Here is a 16,570-nt window from a genome sequence, read left to right on the forward strand (position 1 = left end):
GTCGCAGCCCCGACCCGCGGTCACGAGCGGGGGCTCCTATCTTTTTAGTGCCCTCGGATTGGGTCATAGTGTCTGTCCGCGCCAAAACATCGGCGTTGCCGGGCCGGCACTTGGGGACGTTCCTTTTCTGCCGGCACCTGGGGACACTCCTTAGCCGTTGGGGGCGTTCTTAAACGACTAGTCTGGGCGGCGGCCGTGTGCTGCTGTCCGCGTGGCGGCGTATAATCGGCGGCAGATGACTTGAACGTTAGGAAACCATGACCGATAGCATGCAGCAGATGGCGCTCGACACGCTCGGCGCCTATTTTGGCTACACCTCGTTTCGCCCGGGACAGGACCGCATGGTCGATGCGATCCTTGCCGGTCGTGATGCGCTGGGTGTTATGCCCACGGGCGCCGGCAAGTCCATTTGCTACCAGGTGCCCGCGCTCATGCTGCCCGGCATCACCTTTGTGGTGAGTCCGCTGCTGTCGCTTATGGAGGACCAGACCCGTGCGTTGCTCGCGGCGGGTGCGCGACCCAGCTATCTCAACTCCAGTCTTACTCCGCCCCAGCAAAACACCGTGCTCAAGCGGGCGCGCGAGGGCCGCTACCAGCTTATGTACGTGGCGCCCGAGCGCTTGCTCGAGCCGCGTTTTTTAGCCTTTGCGCAGGAAGCCGCGGCGGACGGCGGCATTGGCGTGCCGCTCGTGGCCATTGACGAGGCCCACTGCGTGAGCCAATGGGGCCAGGATTTCCGTCCCGCTTACCTGCAGATTCGCGAGTTTATTGATTCGTTGCCGCGGCGCCCGATCGTGGCGGCGTTTACCGCCACGGCGACCGAGCGCGTGCGTGCGGACATTCAGCAGATGCTCGGCCTGCAAAACCCCGCGACGGTGGTGACGGGTTTTGATCGCAAGAATCTCTACTTTGGTTGCGAGGAGATGGGCGACAAGGCCAAGACCGCGTGGGTGCGCGACTATGTGATCGCGCATTCGGGCGAGAGCGGTATCGTGTATTGCTCGACCCGCAAGACGGTCGATGCGCTGGCGGGCGAGCTTGCCGAGGCGCTGGGCCCCAGCGGCATTCGCGTTGGCCGCTACCATGCCGGCATGGGCAACGACGCCCGTCGCCAAAGCCAGCGCGCCTTTATCGACGACGATATCCAGGTGATGGTTGCCACCAACGCCTTTGGCATGGGCATCGACAAGCCCAACGTGCGCTACGTGATCCACAACAACGTGCCCGAGAGCATCGAAGCCTACTACCAGGAGGCGGGCCGCGCCGGCCGCGATGGCGACCCGGCCAGCTGCTACTTGCTGTGGAACGGCAACGATTTTCGCATGCGCCGCTTTCTGATCGACCGCGGCGATGCTGCCGATGAGGCGCTCGACGACGAGCAGCGCGCGTGGGCGCTCCAGAATCGATATCGTCTGCTCAGCCAGATGGAGGGTTACTGCAATACCACCGGTTGCCTGCGCGAATACATGCTGCGCTACTTTGGCGACGAGGCCGCGGCTGAGCATGCCGCGGCTGGTACGGGCAGCGCCGCCACGGACGAGGCCGAGGGCTGCGGCAACTGCAGCAACTGCCTCACGCAGTTCGAGGTCGAGGACGTCACCGATATGGCCCGCGCCGCCGTGCGCTATGTGGCCACGCGCCCCATGCGCTTTGGCAAATCGCTGGTCGTCGACGTGCTCCATGGCGGCAACACCGAGCGCATTCGCCAGATGCATCTGGACGAGGACCGCGGCTACGGTGAGCTGTCGAGCGAATCGGTCGGGCGCATCAAGGACATCATCGGCCAGCTGTGCGGCCGCGGTTATCTGGCCACCTCGCAGGGGCAGTACCCGGTCGTGGGGCTGGGTCCGCGTGCCGGCGAGGTCGAGGACGAGGCGTTCGCCTTTACCGTTAAGCGTCGTGCGTCCAAGCGCAAGGCCTCGGCCCGCGCCCGCCGCGCCGTCGATCTGCTGCGTGAGGAGGCTGAGCTGGATCAGCGCCCGCGTGTTGGCGACGATGCCGAGTTGTTCGAGCGCCTGCGTGCCCTGCGCAAGGAGATCTCGACCGAGCTGGAAATGGCGCCGTATATGGTCTTTTCCGACAAGGCCCTGCGCGGTCTGTGCCGCCTGCGTCCACAGACGCGCGACGAGCTTATCCAGGTCAACGGCATTGGCGAGAAAAAGGCCGACGCCTTTGGCGAGCAGTTTATGGCGGCGATTGAAGAGTTTGAGTCCGAGCATGCACGGGATGGAGCGTAACGATGGCATTCGACGATAAAACCGAGCGCACTGAGGTATCCGCCGTTCCGCTGTACCAGCAGGTTATGGACGACCTAAAGGGCGAGATCGCGCGTGGCGTGTACGCATCCGGCTCGCGCATTCCTTCCGAGATGGAGCTCGCTAAGTCCTATGGTGTGGGACGCGTCACCGTGCGCCGCGCCATTGAGGAGCTGTCGCGCGCGGGGTATCTCAACCGCCAGCAGGGGAGGGGCACGTTCGTGTGCGCGCCCAAGCTCAAGCGCAAGATTGTCCAGAAGGGTGACGTTCAGAGCTTTTCCGAGGGTTGCGCTGCCAACGACATGGTGGCCGGAGCACGCCTGGTGTCGCGCACGGTGGTTGCGGCGACGCGCGAGGACGCGGCGTTTTTTGGGGTGGAACCCGGCTGCGAGCTCATCGTGGTCGAGCGTGTGCGCACGGCAGACGGCGTGCCCGTCATGCTCGAGAACAACGCCTTTGTGCTGGCTGACCATCCCTATCTGCAGACGCTTGCCGACGAGGACCTCACCGATAACTCAATCTTTGCGCTCGTTGCCGAGCATTCGGGCCGCGCGCCGCTCAAATCCGACCCTTGTACCGTGGAGATTGCGCTTGCCGACGCTCAAGTCGCGCCACTGCTCGAGATCCCGGTCGGTGAGCCACTCTTCTATATGGAGGCGTACTTTACCGATGCGGACGAGCGGCCCTTGCTGCTTGGGCGTCAAAAGATTGTGGGCTCGCGCTACGTGTTCGACATCTAACATCCACAGATAGAACAACATAGAACAAGTTTGGCGAAATGGCTTCACGAGCGTCATCGTGCGTGCTATAAATAGGACAACATAGAACGACAGCAGGTACGATCCGCCGTCGCTCAAAGCCGCCCCACAAGGAGGAACATCAGGATGAACGCACATGATCTGGTTCAGGAAATCATCGAGCGCAAGGGCAAGATTGAGAACGTCTTTTGGATTGCTTGTGGCGGTTCGATGATCGACCTGATGCCGGCCAACGAGCTGCTCAAGCGCGAGGCCACCACGTTTACCTCGACGGTCTACACGGCACGCGAGTTTTGCCTGATGGCCCCCAAGAGCCTTGGCGAGAAGTCGCTCGTTATTGCCTGCAGCCACAGCGGCAACACGCAAGAGGTCGTCGACGGCTGCGAGATGGCGCTGGCGGCCGGTGCCGAGGTCGTTGCCCTCACCGACTGCGAGGGCTCCAAGATCGACAACGGCAAGTGGACCACCTGGGTCTACCCCTGGGGCGAGGGCGTGCCGCAGGCCGAGGTGCCTCAGGGCATCGGCGCTCTGATCGCCGCCGAGCTGCTCGACCAGCAGGAAGGCTACGAGGCACTCGCCGACATGTACGAGGGCCTAAAGCAGATGGATGCGCTGCTGCCCGCCGCCCGCGAGAAGGTCAACGCCGAGCTGGGCGATCGCTTTGCCGAGCTCTGCCAGCAGCACAAGTTCTTCTATATCCTTGGTTCCGGCCCCAACTTTAGCCAGACCTATGCCATGGCCATCTGCTCGCTCATGGAGATGCAGTGGCAGCACTGCTGCTACATCCACTCCGGCGAGTACTTCCACGGCCCCTTCGAGGCCACCGAGCCCGGCGTGTTCTACTTTGTGCAGCTCGGATCGGGCGAGTGCCGCCCCATGGAGGAGCGCGCGTTGGCGTTCCTCAACACGCATACCGATACGGTAATGGTGCTCGATGCACTCGAGTACGGCGTGGGCGAGGTGCCCGCCAGCGTGCGTTCGTACCTGGAGCCGATCTTCTTCTACAACATGAGCTGCGAGCTGCGCGCCGCCCGCGGCAAGGTCTTCGACCACAGCCCCGAGGTTCGTCGCTACATGGGCATCGAACAGTACTAGGTACCGGGAATTATCTTTTTTGACGGGGTCTGCGCTGCGCGCGGGCTCCGTTTTGCGTTGTGACGGCCGGATTCGTGTCTGCGCGAAAACGAAGGTGAATACTTTTCCGCGAAGTGAACGACCTATTTTGGACCCCCGAAGCATCCACACTTTTTGACGGCAAAACCGCAGGAAAAACTCGGCAAAACCGCAGGAAACGGCGTCTGAAAAGTGTCGATGCTTCGGGGGCTCATTTTTACCCGTTCACTTCGCGGAAAAGTATTCACCTTCGATTCGCAAGGGCACTGCGTGAGTCAAAAAAGCGGGCCGCGCCGGGGATTTCCGGCGCGGCCCGCTTAGTATCGCGCTTAGATTCGCAAGGTTGCGGCAGCCAGCGGCCTACTTTGCGTCGTAGGCCTCAGCGTCCCACCAGTCGAGCTGGGCGATGTTGTCGCGGATGTGCTGGCAGCTCTTGTGGAAGCCCTCGAGCTCGTACTCGGACAGGTCGAGCGTGTAGACCTCCTCGACGCCCTCGGCGCCGATTACGCACGGCAGGGAGGTAAAGATGCCCTCCTCGCCATACTGGCCGGTCATAAGCGTAGAGGCGGAAAGTACGGCGTGCTCGTTGTGCAGCACGGCGGCGCAGACGCGTGCGGCGGAGTTGGCGACGGCATACTCGGTGCACTGCTTGCCCTGGTAGGTCACATAGCCGCCCTTGCGCGCGAGCTCCTCGACCTCCATGTGGTCAAAGGCGTACTTGTCGGGGTTCTCGGCCTGAAGCTCGTTGAGACTCTTGCCGGCGATGGTCGCGGCCTTAAAGGCAGCCAGCTGGCTAAAGCCGTGCTCGCCGATCATGTAGGCGTCGATGGACTTGGGGCTCACGCCGACCTTCTTGGAGATTTCGGTGCGCAGGCGGGCGGAGTCCAGACCGCAGCCCGAGCCGATGATCTTCTTGGGATCGTAGCCGGTCAGGTGCCACAGCTCGGTGCACACGACGTCGCAGGGGTTGGAGATGCTCACGAAGATGCCGTCAAAGCCGGCGTCGACGATGCGCTTGGCAAAGGTGCGGGCGGCGTCGGTGGTAAAGAACAGCTCGCCGTCGCGGTTGCCGGCGGCCAGCGCGACCTTGCCGGCGGCGTTGACGATGACGTCGCAGCAGGCCAGCTTCTCGTAGTGGTCGTAGCAGTTGACGATCTTGGTGTTATACGGGACAAACGAAAGGGAGTCGCGCAGGTCCTGGACCTCGGACGTCACCTTGGCCTCGTTGATATCACACAGGTACAGCTCGTCGGCAATGCCCTGCATAAGCAGGCTGTTGGCGACATGTGCTCCTACGTGGCCCTGGCCGACCACACCGATCTTACGCGTCTGGTACATATGAGTATCCTTCCGGCCGAGTTTTTCGCGTCGAACCATTGTAGCGTCCTGCCGTCACTTTGCTAGGCTAAAGCGCCGTAGATTTTCGGGACATGCCTTAATCTCTACTTTTGGAGTGATTTGGGCCGCTGACGGCATCGCTGGGCGATGTGCTCGCGCGGACGGGGCCGCTCGTTGTACCATAGCTGCAACTGACTCGTAAGGAGCATCCATGCCCATTCGCATTCCCGACGCCCTCCCTGCCGCCGCGCAGCTCGAGAGCGAGAACATCTTTGTCATGACCGAGTACCGCGCGTTGCACCAGGACATCCGCCCGCTGCGCGTGCTCATCCTCAACCTCATGCCCACCAAGATCGCCACCGAGACGCAAATCATGCGCAAGCTCTCCAACACGCCGCTGCAGGTGGAGGTGGACCTGCTGCGCACCAAGACGCACGAGGCCACGCACGTAAGCGCCGGCCACCTGGAGACGTTCTACCGCACGTTCGACGACATCCGCGACATCCACTACGACGGCCTGATCATCACGGGCGCGCCGGTGGAACAGATGCCGTTCGAAGAGGTCGACTACTGGCCCGAGCTCTGCCAGATCATGGATTGGTCCACCACGCATGTGCACTCTACGCTGCACATTTGTTGGGGCGCGCAGGCGGGCCTGTACCATCATTACGGTATCCAGAAGCACGACCTGCCGGCAAAGGCGAGCGGCGTGTTCGAGCATTATCTGGTGAAGCCGCAAAGCCCGCTGGTCCGCGGCTTCGACGACCGCTTCTATGCCGTGCATTCGCGCAACACCGATGTGCGCCGCGAGGACGTGGAGGCCGAGCCGCAGCTTGAGGTCGTGGCCGTGTCCGACGAGGTGGGCCTGTACATCGTCAAGTCGACCGACAGCCGTCGCTTCTTTGTCTTTGGCCATCCCGAGTACGATACCGACACGTTGCGCCTGGAGTACGAGCGCGACGTGAAGCGCGGCCTCAACCCTCAGGTGCCGGCGCATTACTTCCCGGGCGACGACCCCACCGCAGAGCCGCGCAACGTCTGGCGCAGCCAGGCTCAGTTGCTCTACACCAACTGGCTCAACTACTACGTCTACCAGACCACGCCCTACGACCTGGCCCGCGCCGGCGAGGAGCACTAGGCTGTAGCTGTGGTTGCTGCTGCGGCCGTTGCTGTGCTCGCGGCGTGATGAACGTGGATTTTCGGACACACGAGCGTGGATTTTCGGACGTTTACAAATCGAGCGTGGATAATCTCCCACCTTTGGCTTGAAACTAGGCTCAAAACGGGAGATTATCCACGCTCATTTTTTAGGCATGTAGATGCCGATGGCTCGGCTAAGAGACGGTGCATGCAGAGGCAAAGTCGCATTTGTCGTAGTCTTGAATCTCGACGGGTTTTTCTTTCTGATAATCCAATGGACCAAGGCCTCAAAATGTGGAGACAGGGATCTCTTGGCAAGGCTTCTACCTGCAGATATAAGCCATCAGCCTAAAACGTCCAAAACCGTCAAGCATTTGGTCAGCGCCCGGACAGTATTTGGTCAGACTTCGCATGAAACCGTCTGGTACGTTTGCGCCGTTCCAAGAGTTGGGAGGCGACATGGGAAACATGACGGCGAATCAAAGACTTGCAAGTCACATTAAGGCGTGCGAACAGCAGATGAGCTGCGTGTACGCGCGCACGGCGGCGGAGGCAAAGCAGATTGAGCGGCGGGCGGGGGCGGGAAGTCTAGAGGCGGTCATGCCGGGGCTGTATGCGCGTCCGGAATACTGGTCCGAGCTCAAGTTTCGGCAGCGTTATCTGCATCGGGTGCGGGCGCTTGCGCAAAAGCACCCCGACTGGACATTTTGCTCCTATACGGCGGCTGTTATCTATGGCCTTTCGGTTTCGCATGCCAATTTGACGCACATCCATATCGCCGCGATGCCGGCCCAATCGACGACGCCGGGCTCTCAGGTCATTCGTCATCGCTATGCTCGTCAAACACGGGCCACCCAGATGGATATCGCCGTAACCGATATCGATCAAACGATTACGGATTGCTTGGTCGATGCATCGTTTGTCGAGGGACTGATCATCGCGGATTCGGCACTCCATGAGCAACTTTTGTCGAAGGAGCATCTCGTTGAGACGGTCGATAAGCTTGGCCTGAATCGTCGCGGTGTTGTGATGGCGCGCAGGGTTGCGCGGTGTGCCGATGGCCTGTCGGAAAGCGGTGGCGAGTCCAAGGCACGTGCCCTGATGATCGAGCGCGGCTGGCAGACGCCGGAGCTGCAAGTTGAGCTGTTCGACCCGGTTGAGCCGGGACGGCCGTATCGCGTCGACTACTTGTGGCGCGTGGGCGACCAGCTGATTATCGGTGAGTTCGACGGATTCGTTAAAAGCGAGAAAGCGGCGGAGGAGGGCAAGCTCGCAAAGGCGCAGTTCGATGAGCGTCAGCGCGAGTCGAGGCTTTCGCTGCTTGATAACTGCAAGATCGTGCGCTTGTGCTGGGATGATCTAAGGGATCCGACAAAGCTCGATCGCAAGCTCAAGGTCGCCGGCGTGCCGCGTGCGTGCTGAGGCAGTTGCAAGGCGTTTGGCTGCACGAGCGTGGAAAATCAGACGGACGAGCGTGGAAATCTGGACGCTTGTTGAATGAGCGTGGATAATCTCCCGCTTTTGGCTCGTAAGGGGGCCCAAAGTGGGAGATTTTCCACGCTCATCTTGCGGGTGCGAAACAGCGGCGATCAGGCGCTGACGATGTGGGGTAGCGGCAGGTCGTGGGCGTCGGTGGGGACGTGGTCGACACGCTGCTCGTCAAAGGCGATGCCGATGATTTGACATGCGGGTGAGAGCATGGGCAGGTAGCGGTCATAGCAGCCGCCGCCGTAGCCCAGGCGTGCGCCGGCGCGGTCGAAGGCTACAAGCGGCACGACGACTATGTCGAGTTCTTCGGCAGGTACGATAGGGAAACGGCTGCTGTCGATGGCCGTGGCCGCGAAGGCCCGCGTGGGGTGGGCGATAAACGGAGCCGCGGACGCATCGCCGGCAGAGACTGCCCGCATGCACATGCGCTGGCCACAAGCCATGGCATCTGTTGCCGAGAACATGCACGGATAGGCCACGCGCCAGCCGCGTTTGGCAGCCGCAGCGGCAAACGCGGCTGGGTCGACCTCGGAACCCATCGCAGCATAGACGGCAACGGTGCGTTGGCCCGCAGTGCCGCTGGACTCCATCAGCTCAACAAGCCGCGCGCAGATAGCGGCGGACTTCGCCGCCCGCACATCCAAATCAAGAGCGTTGCGCCGGGCAATCACCGCCCGCCGCAACTCAACCTTATCCATCCCGACCTCCTCGAGCAAACCTGCCAAAAAGGGACAGGTTTATTTTGGCAGGTTTTATCTGGGCAAACGCGACGGATTTACCCCAGACCGCCACAAAGGTGCCTATTCCCTTTGTGGCGGTTTGGCTCCCACTTGGCTTTGTTGCGCAACAAGGGCTGCGGCTTTGGGTTTACCTTCATGGTGGAAGAAATGAACCGAAAGGAGCCCGCCATGTTTTGTCGCTCGTGTGGTACGCCACTTGTCGACGAGGCCCTCTTTTGCCCCGTATGCGGCGCGCCCGTAGCACCCGACCAGGTCGCGGCCACGCAGCACCCCCAGCCTGCCGCGCCCGCTTCTGGGCAATACGTGCCCGTGCAACAGCCCACGCCGCGCAAGCGTTCCAAAAAGCCCCTCATCGCCCTCGCTGCGGCACTTGTCGTGGTGGCGGGCATCGGCGGCGGTGCGTTGTTCTACTTTACGCAGATCGCGACCACGCCTATCGACGAGAAGACCTTTCCGGATAGCGGCATGCGCACGCTTGTTTCGACCAAGTACGACACCAATGGCGACGGCCGTATCTCGCACGACGAGGCCAAAGCGGTTGCATCGGTCGAGCTGGATGGCGTTACGTCGACGCAGGGCTTGGGCAAGACATTCCCCAATATCGTTACAGTGGAGTCCAGCGACGACAAGCTCGTCAACCTGGACCTTTCGGGCTGTGGCGACCTTAAGACTGTCGAGCTTAACTCGGCGAGCAACGTCACCGTCGTTAACCTGGACGGTTGCGACAACATCGAGAAGCTCGACCTTTCAAATGCCGGGGAGCTCAAAAGCGTCGATCTTTCGGGCAAAAAGAAGCTCGCCACGTTGGCACTGCCGCAGGATACGAAGGTTAGCGGCATTAAGGACACGCAGCTCGAGGAGTTGTGGCTACCGGTGTACTACGAGGGTACCGACGAGGACGGTGTGCACGGCAGCACGTATGAGATTGAGCGCGACGAGGACGGCTACGTTACGGGGTATACGAGCAGCCTCAAACAGGGTGGTGGCATGGGCTACGACGTCGAGCACGACGAGTCGCATCGCATTTCGGAAATAGCGGAAGTTCGCTCGGGTGACTACGAAGATGAAAACATGTTCACGTACGACGCCGACGGAAACCTGACGCGTATCGATTGCGACGCCGCCATTGGTGACGCATCGACCTCCACAACGTTCGCCTACGATGCCGACGGCAACCTGGTCAACAAGACGACCAATGCGGGCTACGGCGAGAGCTCGAGTACGTATGTCTACGAGGGCGGTAACCTGGTGTCCGATACCGAGGTCAACCCAGGTAATCCTCGCACGGTCGTCTATTCGTACGGATATGACAGCGGCCGCGTGACGTCCTTTACGACGGACTGCCAGGGTGACACCGTGGGCACGAGGTGGACGCTCACGCTCAACTACGAGTACGACAAGGACGGAAACATTTCGCGCATCTCGCCCGTGGCCTATGACACGCACGGCAACGATTACGGTTCACTGAGTTCGTTTTCCACGGTTAATTACTCGTACAGTGGCGGCAAGCTCGACCGGATTGATTCCATGCGCGACGGGTATGCGGAGTTCTATTACGACGAGCACGGCAATCTGACGGCGGTCGACGAGTACGCCGATGGTGATTCGGACGACGAGTTTGAGTTTGAGCACGAGGTCGAGTACCAGCGTTACTTCTGTAATAAGAGCGAGAAGAATAAACCGGAGGAGTGGATTCGCCTGGATTCGAAGTACGACGTCTGCAACGGCAGCTGGGTCAACACGTCTTCGTCCCGCAAGGAGCGCTTTGTGAGCCTGTATCGACTCGACCCTCTAAAGGCGACGCTCGATCCCTTCCACAAGTAACGTCCGACCTAAACCACCACAAAGGTGCCTGGCCCCTTTGTGGTGGTTTTTGCTGAAGGGCGGGCATCTGCGGCGGTTTGTCTCGATCTGTAACAGTAACTCGGCATAAATGGACCTAGCTGTTACAGATCGAGACAAAGAGCCGGTGCATTCGGAAACGTCTCAATCTGTAACATCTGGGACCGATATCTTCGTCTAGGTGTTACAGATTGAGACAAACTGGTGGGACGGGGCGGGCCGAAGTCAGATCGCCTGCCCCGTCCGCGGCAAAAGAAAAAGGTAGATTTTTAGGCATGTCCCAAAAATCTACCTTGGAGCGTTAGCCCAGCAGGTCGATGACGTTAAAGCCGGCGTTGCTCTTGGCGATGACGTCTCGGCCGCCAAAGACGCAGGTGGGCGACTCGGCTGCGATGCGCGTCACGTCGGCGCCGAGCGTGCGCAGCTCACCGGGCGTGGCAGCGAGCATCTGGGCGCGGCGCTCCTCGCGTGCGTGCGGATCGAGCCCAGCCAGGTAGGTCGTGTTGCGGCGCTTGGTGAGCGCGTACGGCTTCACCGGCGCGTCCATGCCGCTCACGCAGCTCACGATAAAGCCCTCAAAGGCGGCCTCGTCGGGCTCAAAGCTGCCGAGCCATTCGCCCGCGCGTTCCACGCGCTCAATCGAGGGGTCGATTGCCGGGTCGCGGTAGGTGTAGAACGCCGTCTGGCGCTCGCCGGCTGCGCGGAATCCGCAGCCGTACGCACCGCCCTTCACGCGAATCTCGTTCCACAGGTAATCGTAGGAGAGCGCGTTGGCAGCCACGGCCCAAGCGCCTGTCACGTCAATGCCCAGGCGACGCGGATCGCACGCACGCGCGGCAAAGCAGATGTCGCTGGGGATCACGAAAGCCTCGTGGCGGTCGCACGGCGTCGGCACCGCGAGCGCGCCGCGGTCGGCACCATCGCCCGCACCCAGCCCCAGGTCGCCCGCGGCATCCCAGTACGCGTCAAAGTCCTCGTCGCTGCCGGTAAAGCTCGCCATGCAGCCGTCGGCCACAAAGATGCGGCCTGCCAGCTCGGTAAGCTTGGCGCGCAGGCCGTCCAGGCGCTCGTCAAAGTGGTCGAGCAGGTCGCGCAGGAACAGATAGAAGTCCACGCCCGAAAGCTGCTCGCGCACCACGGCCGAAGGCGAGCTGTAGCTCATCGCGCGACCGAGCGCCGCCGAGTGGCCGTTGTTGATAAAGCCCTGCTCAAGCCCAATGCGAATCTGTGTGAGCACGTCGCGCACGCGGTCGGCGTCGGCATCTGCCAAAAGCGTGCTCGACCATACCTCGCGCGGCAGACTCGCCAGCGCATCGATCTTCTCGGACAGGGCGCCGGCGCTCACCAGCAGGTAGGGGCGCACGCCGTCCACTTCGGGCTGCGTCATGACCTCGGTCGTAAAGCTCAAAAAGCCGAGCTTGCCAGCGAGCAAGTTGTCGAGTTCCTCGGCCGAGTGCTCGCGCGTGGGCAGCTGCTTAAGCAGGCGGCAGAGCAGTGTCACATAGGGCAGGTCCTCAAACGCGACGCAGTTCAGGTCGAAATACTGCATGGCGTAGGCCAGACGGTTGGTGGGGATGCCGTGGCGCAGGCAGGGGATGGGCACGGTCGTGTCCACGATCAGTGGCGGCTCGGGGCGCGCCTCGCCAATGTCGGACACGCGCAGGCGCGGCAGCGTGGCCTTGGCCTCGGGTGTATCTTCCGCCTCCTGCGCGGCACGCAGCGCGGCCGTGCGCTCGACCACGTCGGTCAGCTCGGCATCGGTCATGGCATCGCGCTTGGCTGCCAGCTCGGCGGCCTCGGCACCCTCCGAACCCTCGGCGGCGTCCACCGGCACCAGCTCGACCAGTGCCATGTGGTCGTTTTCCAGCACCAGCTCGCGCAGCAGGTCCTCAAAGTAGCTACCGTTCAGCTCGCCGCGCAGCTCCTCGTACACCGGGCCATACTTGAGCGCCAGCGTCGCAGCGTCGTCATCGTAGAGCCACGTGCTCAGCGCGTCGCACGCAATAGCCACGCCGTCGGCGATACCGTAGTCGCGCTGGCGAAGGTCGTATTCGTTGCTGCTGATGATGGCCTCCAGGCGCTCGCGCGGAACGCCGTGCTCACACAGGTCGCGGCAGGCGTCCTGGAACACGCGGCGTAGCTCACATGCCACGCCGGGCTGCGCATTTTGCAGCATGATGAGCTCGTAGGGCTGCAGACTCTCGGCCGCGGTGTAGCTCACCACGTTGCCGCCCAGGCCTGCCGCCAGGATGGCCTTCTTAACCGGTGCCTCGTTGGAACCCAGCAGTGCCTCGAACAGGATATCTGCTGCGATCGTGCGCTTGCGATCGAGCGCACTGCCCAGCACCAGGCCCAGGCCCACCAGGGCGTTCTCGGGCGTGGTGGCCATCTCGATGCGCTTGTACTCGCAGGTCACGGGTGCCTGCGCGCCCAGTGGATTGGGTGCCAGCGCGGACGGGTCCTCGCCGGCGGCAACGGCGGCGTCCATGCGGCGGCTCGCAGCGCTCGGCTGCGACAGATAGCGCTCGTCCAAAAACGCCAGCGCGCGGTCCACATCCAGGTCGCCGTAGAGCGTTATATAAGAGTTGGAAGGATTGTAGTGGCGCGCGTGCGTGTCCAGGAACTGCTCGTAGGTGAGCGCGGGAATCGCGCGCGGGTCGCCACCGCTCTCGTGCGCATAGGCGGTGTCGGGATAGAGCGCGGAGTTGACGGCATCGTCCAGCACGCTCATGGGGTCGGACAGCGCACCCTTCATCTCGTTGAACACCACGCCGTTATAGCGCAGCGTGCCCTCGCGCAGGCTCGCGGAGCTGCCCTTGCCCTCGACGCCCTCCGGCAGGTCCAGCTCGTAGTGCCAGCCCTCCTGCTCAAAAATGGTGGGTTTGGTATAGATGGCCGGGTTGAACACCGCGTCCAGATACACGTCCATCAGGTTGTACAGATCCTGCTCGTTGGTGGTGGCAACGGGGTAGATGGTCTTGTCGGGGTAGGTCATGGCGTTGAGGAACGTCTGCATGGAACTCTTGATCAGGTCGACAAACGGCTCCTTGACGGGAAACTTGGCCGATCCGCACAGCACCGAGTGCTCAAGAATATGGAACACGCCGGTGGAATCGGCCGGAGGCGTCTTAAAGCCAATGGCAAAGGCCTTGTTTTCGTCGTCGCACGCCAGGTACAGCAGGCGAGCGCCCGAGGCAGTGTGGCGCAGCACGTAAGCGTCCGAGTCGAGCTCGGGCACGGTCTCGCAGCGCTCGACGGTAAAGCCATGGCAGGTGGCGTCGGGCACCAGCAGCGCGGCGGCTGCGGCGCGCGGGTCGGTTGAGGTGGTGGACATATGCAGTCTCCTTTGACGCCCCAGCGGGGGCGAATCGAGTCGAATCCTCGAGAGTATACCCATATGGGGCCGCGACTCTGCGGCGAACTGACGACGATGCCAGCGGATTGGGCATAGGTCCCGCGTGCCCGCCGCACGAGCGTGGAAAATTGGACACTCTCGATATCCGACCGTCCGAAAATCCTCGCTCGCCCATCACCCACGTATCTCTCATCTCTCATTCGTCACTAATACGAGAGATAACAGAAAGACGAGAGATAAATATGAGAGATAACTGAGCAGCAAAGAGACAAGCAATCATGGTATTATCTCAATACCGATTGTTCTACCAGCAAAAACATGTTTATATGAAACAGATGGCAGACATCTTATCTTTTATCTCTCACTCATCTCTAATATGAGAGATAACAGAAAGATGAGAGATAATTACGAGAGATAACTGAGAGACGAAGGAAATCCATCCGCGGCATTCTTCGCAGAACCGAGCGAAAGGACGTGTAGATGAACGAAAACGAACTGACCGGTCTGCTCGAGTCTTTAAGGCGCATGGGCTCGGACGATCTTAACGTCGAGGTCAAGGAGAGCGCCACGACGCTTTCCCGCGACGTATGGGAAACGGTCAGCGCTTTCGCAAACACCGCCGGCGGCATCATCGTACTCGGAGTGAGCGAGCGCGCGGGTTTTGTCCCAGTTGCAAACTTTGAGACCGAGAAAGTGCTCAACCAATTCGTGGCGGGCATGGGCGATGCCGGCGGTCGCGGAAAGCTGGCCAATCCGCCCAAATACACCATTGAGCGCGTGGAGCTCCAGGGCACCGTGGTTCTGGTCATCACGATTGAGGAGCTCGACCCGTCGAGCAAGCCTTGTTATGTCATAGAGCGGGGCGCTCAAGGTGGCAGCTACAAACGCATCGATGACAAAGATGTCTCGCTTTCGTCGACCGAGGTGCTCGCATTGGCGTCATACGGTCGAGCGACTCCGAGCGATCGCGACGCGGTGGCGGGCGCGGGCGCGGACGATCTCGACGAGACGCTGGTCGACCGTACGATAGATCGGGCTTTCTCGTTGACGCCCCGGGCGATGCGCGGCGCGCCGGACAAACAAACGAAGCTGGAGCGCCTAAATTTCCTTGATTCCCAGGGCAATGTCACCAAGGCTGGACTCCTAGTTGCGGGCACCTACCCTCAGCAGTTTTATCCCAAGCTCTTTATCGACATGGCTGTCTATGCGGGGACCCGGAAAGGCACGGCGGGGTCGCTGAGGTTCATGGACCGCACAATCTGTGAGGGAACGTTGGGCGAGATGATCTCGGATGCTGTCGCGGCCGTCGCCAAGAATTTGCGGCGAACCTCGACCGTCCAAGGCGTCTCGCGTGTCGACTCGCTGGAGATTCCCGAGGAGGTTCTGCGCGAGGCAATCGCCAACGCCGTAATCCATCGAGAATACGGGGATCGGTTCTGTGGACAATCGATTGCCGTCGACGTCTTTGACGATCGTGTCGAGGTGACGAATCCTGGCGGCCTTTACGGGGGAAAGACTCGCGAGAACTTGTTTGACGGCAGCTCCCGATGCCGTAACGCGACGCTCGTGAAACTCATGTCGATTGTCCCGCTGCCGGATGGCGCAGGTTCGCCGGCTGAGGGCAATGGCTCGGGCATCCCGATGATGATCGATGCCATGCGCGCGCATGGTCTGGCCGAGCCCCTGTTCTGCCCGGGGTTCGATCGGTTCAAGGTCGTACTTTACCGTTCAAAGATCGAGCCGGTCGATCATGGCGGGGGCTTAATTGTGACGGCACTCAAACACTACGGCGAGCTGGGGACGCGTGAGCTGGCAGAACGCACGGGGCTTACAATTTCCCAGGTTAGGTCGCGCGTCAACGCGCTCATTGCTCAAGGCGAGCTTGAGCCCACGGCGCCGGCGACGAGCCGCAACCGCAAGTATCGACTGTCAGAGCGCGTGGAATAAATGCGTTAGTGGACGAGGCGACCCAATAATCGACCCTCAATTGGCGCCCACTAAGGTAAAGCGGTTGTTGCTCAGTCGACGGTGATGCTGAAGACTCGGCTTACGCCGGCATGGCCCCGAACCCGTCCATCAAGAACAGCCTAAGAACCAGCTTGATGACATATCCCGGTTTGACTTCTGCCGCGTCAAAGACGTGGCGCTCGGCGAGTTCGCTGCAGTATGCATAGATGTCGCGGATAAGGTCCGCGCCCGAAAGCGTAAACATGTAGCCTGCGTCCGAAAGTGCATTGGGCGCGGCGGGCAACTTGGCCATGTGGCAGAACGTTTGCAGGTCGGGCGCCATAACATTCTGGTAGTCGAGGTGGCCGTTGGCATCCTGTTCGGCAAGCTCCAATTGGCGCACAAAATCCAGCGCCGCCGCTAACACAAAGCTCGGCGTAGGCGCATTGACGTCCTGAGTGGTCGCCACAAGCCTGCCCGCTGCCTGCGTGACAAGCCAGGCGACCTCGCGCTGGCAGCGCACGGCCTTGCGCGTCACCGGCTTGATGGACGAAGAAGAAACGCTCCCCTTAGGCGGATTCGAAGCAGCCATAA

11 protein-coding genes are annotated in these 16,570 nt (G+C 61.3%); 7 read left to right on the top strand and 4 right to left on the bottom strand.

Translation table 11 applies throughout. The features are described 5' to 3' along the window. Positions 1-257: 257 nt before the first annotated feature. The 3 genes from PMW67_RS00005 (at position 258) to PMW67_RS00015 (ending at position 4,108) form a co-directional block, all read left to right on the top strand. Complete coding sequence (locus PMW67_RS00005; protein WP_271738438.1) at positions 258-2,237, top strand: RecQ family ATP-dependent DNA helicase; 1,980 nt, start codon at positions 258-260, stop codon at positions 2,235-2,237. A gap of 2 nt (positions 2,238-2,239) precedes the next feature. After that, the gene (locus tag PMW67_RS00010) at positions 2,240-2,995 is read left to right on the top strand and encodes a GntR family transcriptional regulator (protein ID WP_271738439.1); all 756 of its coding nucleotides are present in this window, start codon (positions 2,240-2,242) and stop codon (positions 2,993-2,995) included. Between the two features lie 144 nt (positions 2,996-3,139). Continuing rightward, positions 3,140-4,108 carry an SIS domain-containing protein gene (locus PMW67_RS00015; RefSeq protein WP_271738440.1) on the top strand — a complete coding sequence of 323 codons (969 nt, stop codon included), beginning with the start codon at positions 3,140-3,142 and terminating at the stop codon, positions 4,106-4,108. A gap of 378 nt (positions 4,109-4,486) precedes the next feature. Here the strand turns inward: PMW67_RS00015 and PMW67_RS00020 are convergent, their stop codons facing one another. Further along, a complete protein-coding gene (locus tag PMW67_RS00020) occupies positions 4,487-5,464 on the bottom strand; it encodes an L-lactate dehydrogenase (RefSeq protein ID WP_271738441.1) in 978 nt (325 codons plus the stop codon). Positions 5,465-5,675: 211 nt separating this feature from the next. Here PMW67_RS00020 and metA point away from each other — a divergent pair, with 211 nt between their 5' ends. Then, positions 5,676-6,602 carry a homoserine O-acetyltransferase MetA gene (metA, locus tag PMW67_RS00025; RefSeq protein ID WP_117773265.1) on the top strand — a complete coding sequence of 309 codons (927 nt, stop codon included), beginning with the start codon at positions 5,676-5,678 and terminating at the stop codon, positions 6,600-6,602. 461 nt (positions 6,603-7,063) lie between these two features. Then, positions 7,064-8,026, top strand: a complete 963-nt coding sequence (locus tag PMW67_RS00030; protein WP_271738442.1) for a hypothetical protein — start codon at positions 7,064-7,066, stop codon at positions 8,024-8,026. 167 nt (positions 8,027-8,193) lie between these two features. On the opposite strand, the gene PMW67_RS00035 is transcribed toward PMW67_RS00030, so the two are convergent. Further along, on the bottom strand, positions 8,194-8,790 hold the full coding sequence (locus PMW67_RS00035) for a 5-formyltetrahydrofolate cyclo-ligase (RefSeq protein ID WP_271738443.1): 597 nt from the start codon (positions 8,788-8,790) through the stop codon (positions 8,194-8,196). A gap of 210 nt (positions 8,791-9,000) precedes the next feature. Here PMW67_RS00035 and PMW67_RS00040 point away from each other — a divergent pair, with 210 nt between their 5' ends. Further along, the gene (locus PMW67_RS00040) at positions 9,001-10,656 is read left to right on the top strand and encodes a zinc-ribbon domain-containing protein (protein WP_271738444.1); all 1,656 of its coding nucleotides are present in this window, start codon (positions 9,001-9,003) and stop codon (positions 10,654-10,656) included. Between the two features lie 319 nt (positions 10,657-10,975). On the opposite strand, the gene PMW67_RS00045 is transcribed toward PMW67_RS00040, so the two are convergent. Continuing rightward, positions 10,976-14,008 carry an insulinase family protein gene (locus PMW67_RS00045; protein WP_271738445.1) on the bottom strand — a complete coding sequence of 1,011 codons (3,033 nt, stop codon included), beginning with the start codon at positions 14,006-14,008 and terminating at the stop codon, positions 10,976-10,978. Between the two features lie 501 nt (positions 14,009-14,509). On the opposite strand from PMW67_RS00045, the gene PMW67_RS00050 reads away from it, so the two are divergent. Next, positions 14,510-15,976, top strand: coding sequence for an ATP-binding protein (locus PMW67_RS00050; protein ID WP_271738446.1), 1,467 nt, complete (start codon positions 14,510-14,512; stop codon positions 15,974-15,976). A 100-nt stretch (positions 15,977-16,076) separates the two neighbouring features. On the opposite strand, the gene PMW67_RS00055 is transcribed toward PMW67_RS00050, so the two are convergent. Beyond that, entirely contained in the window at positions 16,077-16,568 is a 492-nt protein-coding gene (locus PMW67_RS00055; protein ID WP_195543794.1) for a hypothetical protein, read from the bottom strand. Between the last annotated feature and the right edge of the window lie 2 nt (positions 16,569-16,570).

The sequence above is a fragment of the Collinsella aerofaciens genome (assembly GCF_028209395.1).
GTDB classification, from domain to species: Bacteria; Actinomycetota; Coriobacteriia; order Coriobacteriales; family Coriobacteriaceae; genus Collinsella; species Collinsella aerofaciens_AZ.

Bases quoted from the DNA above. Each gene is read 5' to 3' on its own strand.
- PMW67_RS00005 (WP_271738438.1), top strand. From the start codon at position 258: ATGACCGATAGCATGCAGCAGATGGCGCTCGACACGCTCGGCGCCTAT.
- PMW67_RS00010 (WP_271738439.1), top strand. From the start codon at position 2,240: ATGGCATTCGACGATAAAACCGAGCGCACTGAGGTATCCGCCGTTCCG.
- PMW67_RS00015 (WP_271738440.1), top strand. From the start codon at position 3,140: ATGAACGCACATGATCTGGTTCAGGAAATCATCGAGCGCAAGGGCAAG.
- PMW67_RS00020 (WP_271738441.1), bottom strand. From the start codon at position 5,464: ATGTACCAGACGCGTAAGATCGGTGTGGTCGGCCAGGGCCACGTAGGA.
- metA (WP_117773265.1), top strand. From the start codon at position 5,676: ATGCCCATTCGCATTCCCGACGCCCTCCCTGCCGCCGCGCAGCTCGAG.
- PMW67_RS00030 (WP_271738442.1), top strand. From the start codon at position 7,064: ATGGGAAACATGACGGCGAATCAAAGACTTGCAAGTCACATTAAGGCG.
- PMW67_RS00035 (WP_271738443.1), bottom strand. From the start codon at position 8,790: ATGGATAAGGTTGAGTTGCGGCGGGCGGTGATTGCCCGGCGCAACGCT.
- PMW67_RS00040 (WP_271738444.1), top strand. From the start codon at position 9,001: ATGTTTTGTCGCTCGTGTGGTACGCCACTTGTCGACGAGGCCCTCTTT.
- PMW67_RS00045 (WP_271738445.1), bottom strand. From the start codon at position 14,008: ATGTCCACCACCTCAACCGACCCGCGCGCCGCAGCCGCCGCGCTGCTG.
- PMW67_RS00050 (WP_271738446.1), top strand. From the start codon at position 14,510: ATGAACGAAAACGAACTGACCGGTCTGCTCGAGTCTTTAAGGCGCATG.
- PMW67_RS00055 (WP_195543794.1), bottom strand. From the start codon at position 16,568: ATGGCTGCTTCGAATCCGCCTAAGGGGAGCGTTTCTTCTTCGTCCATC.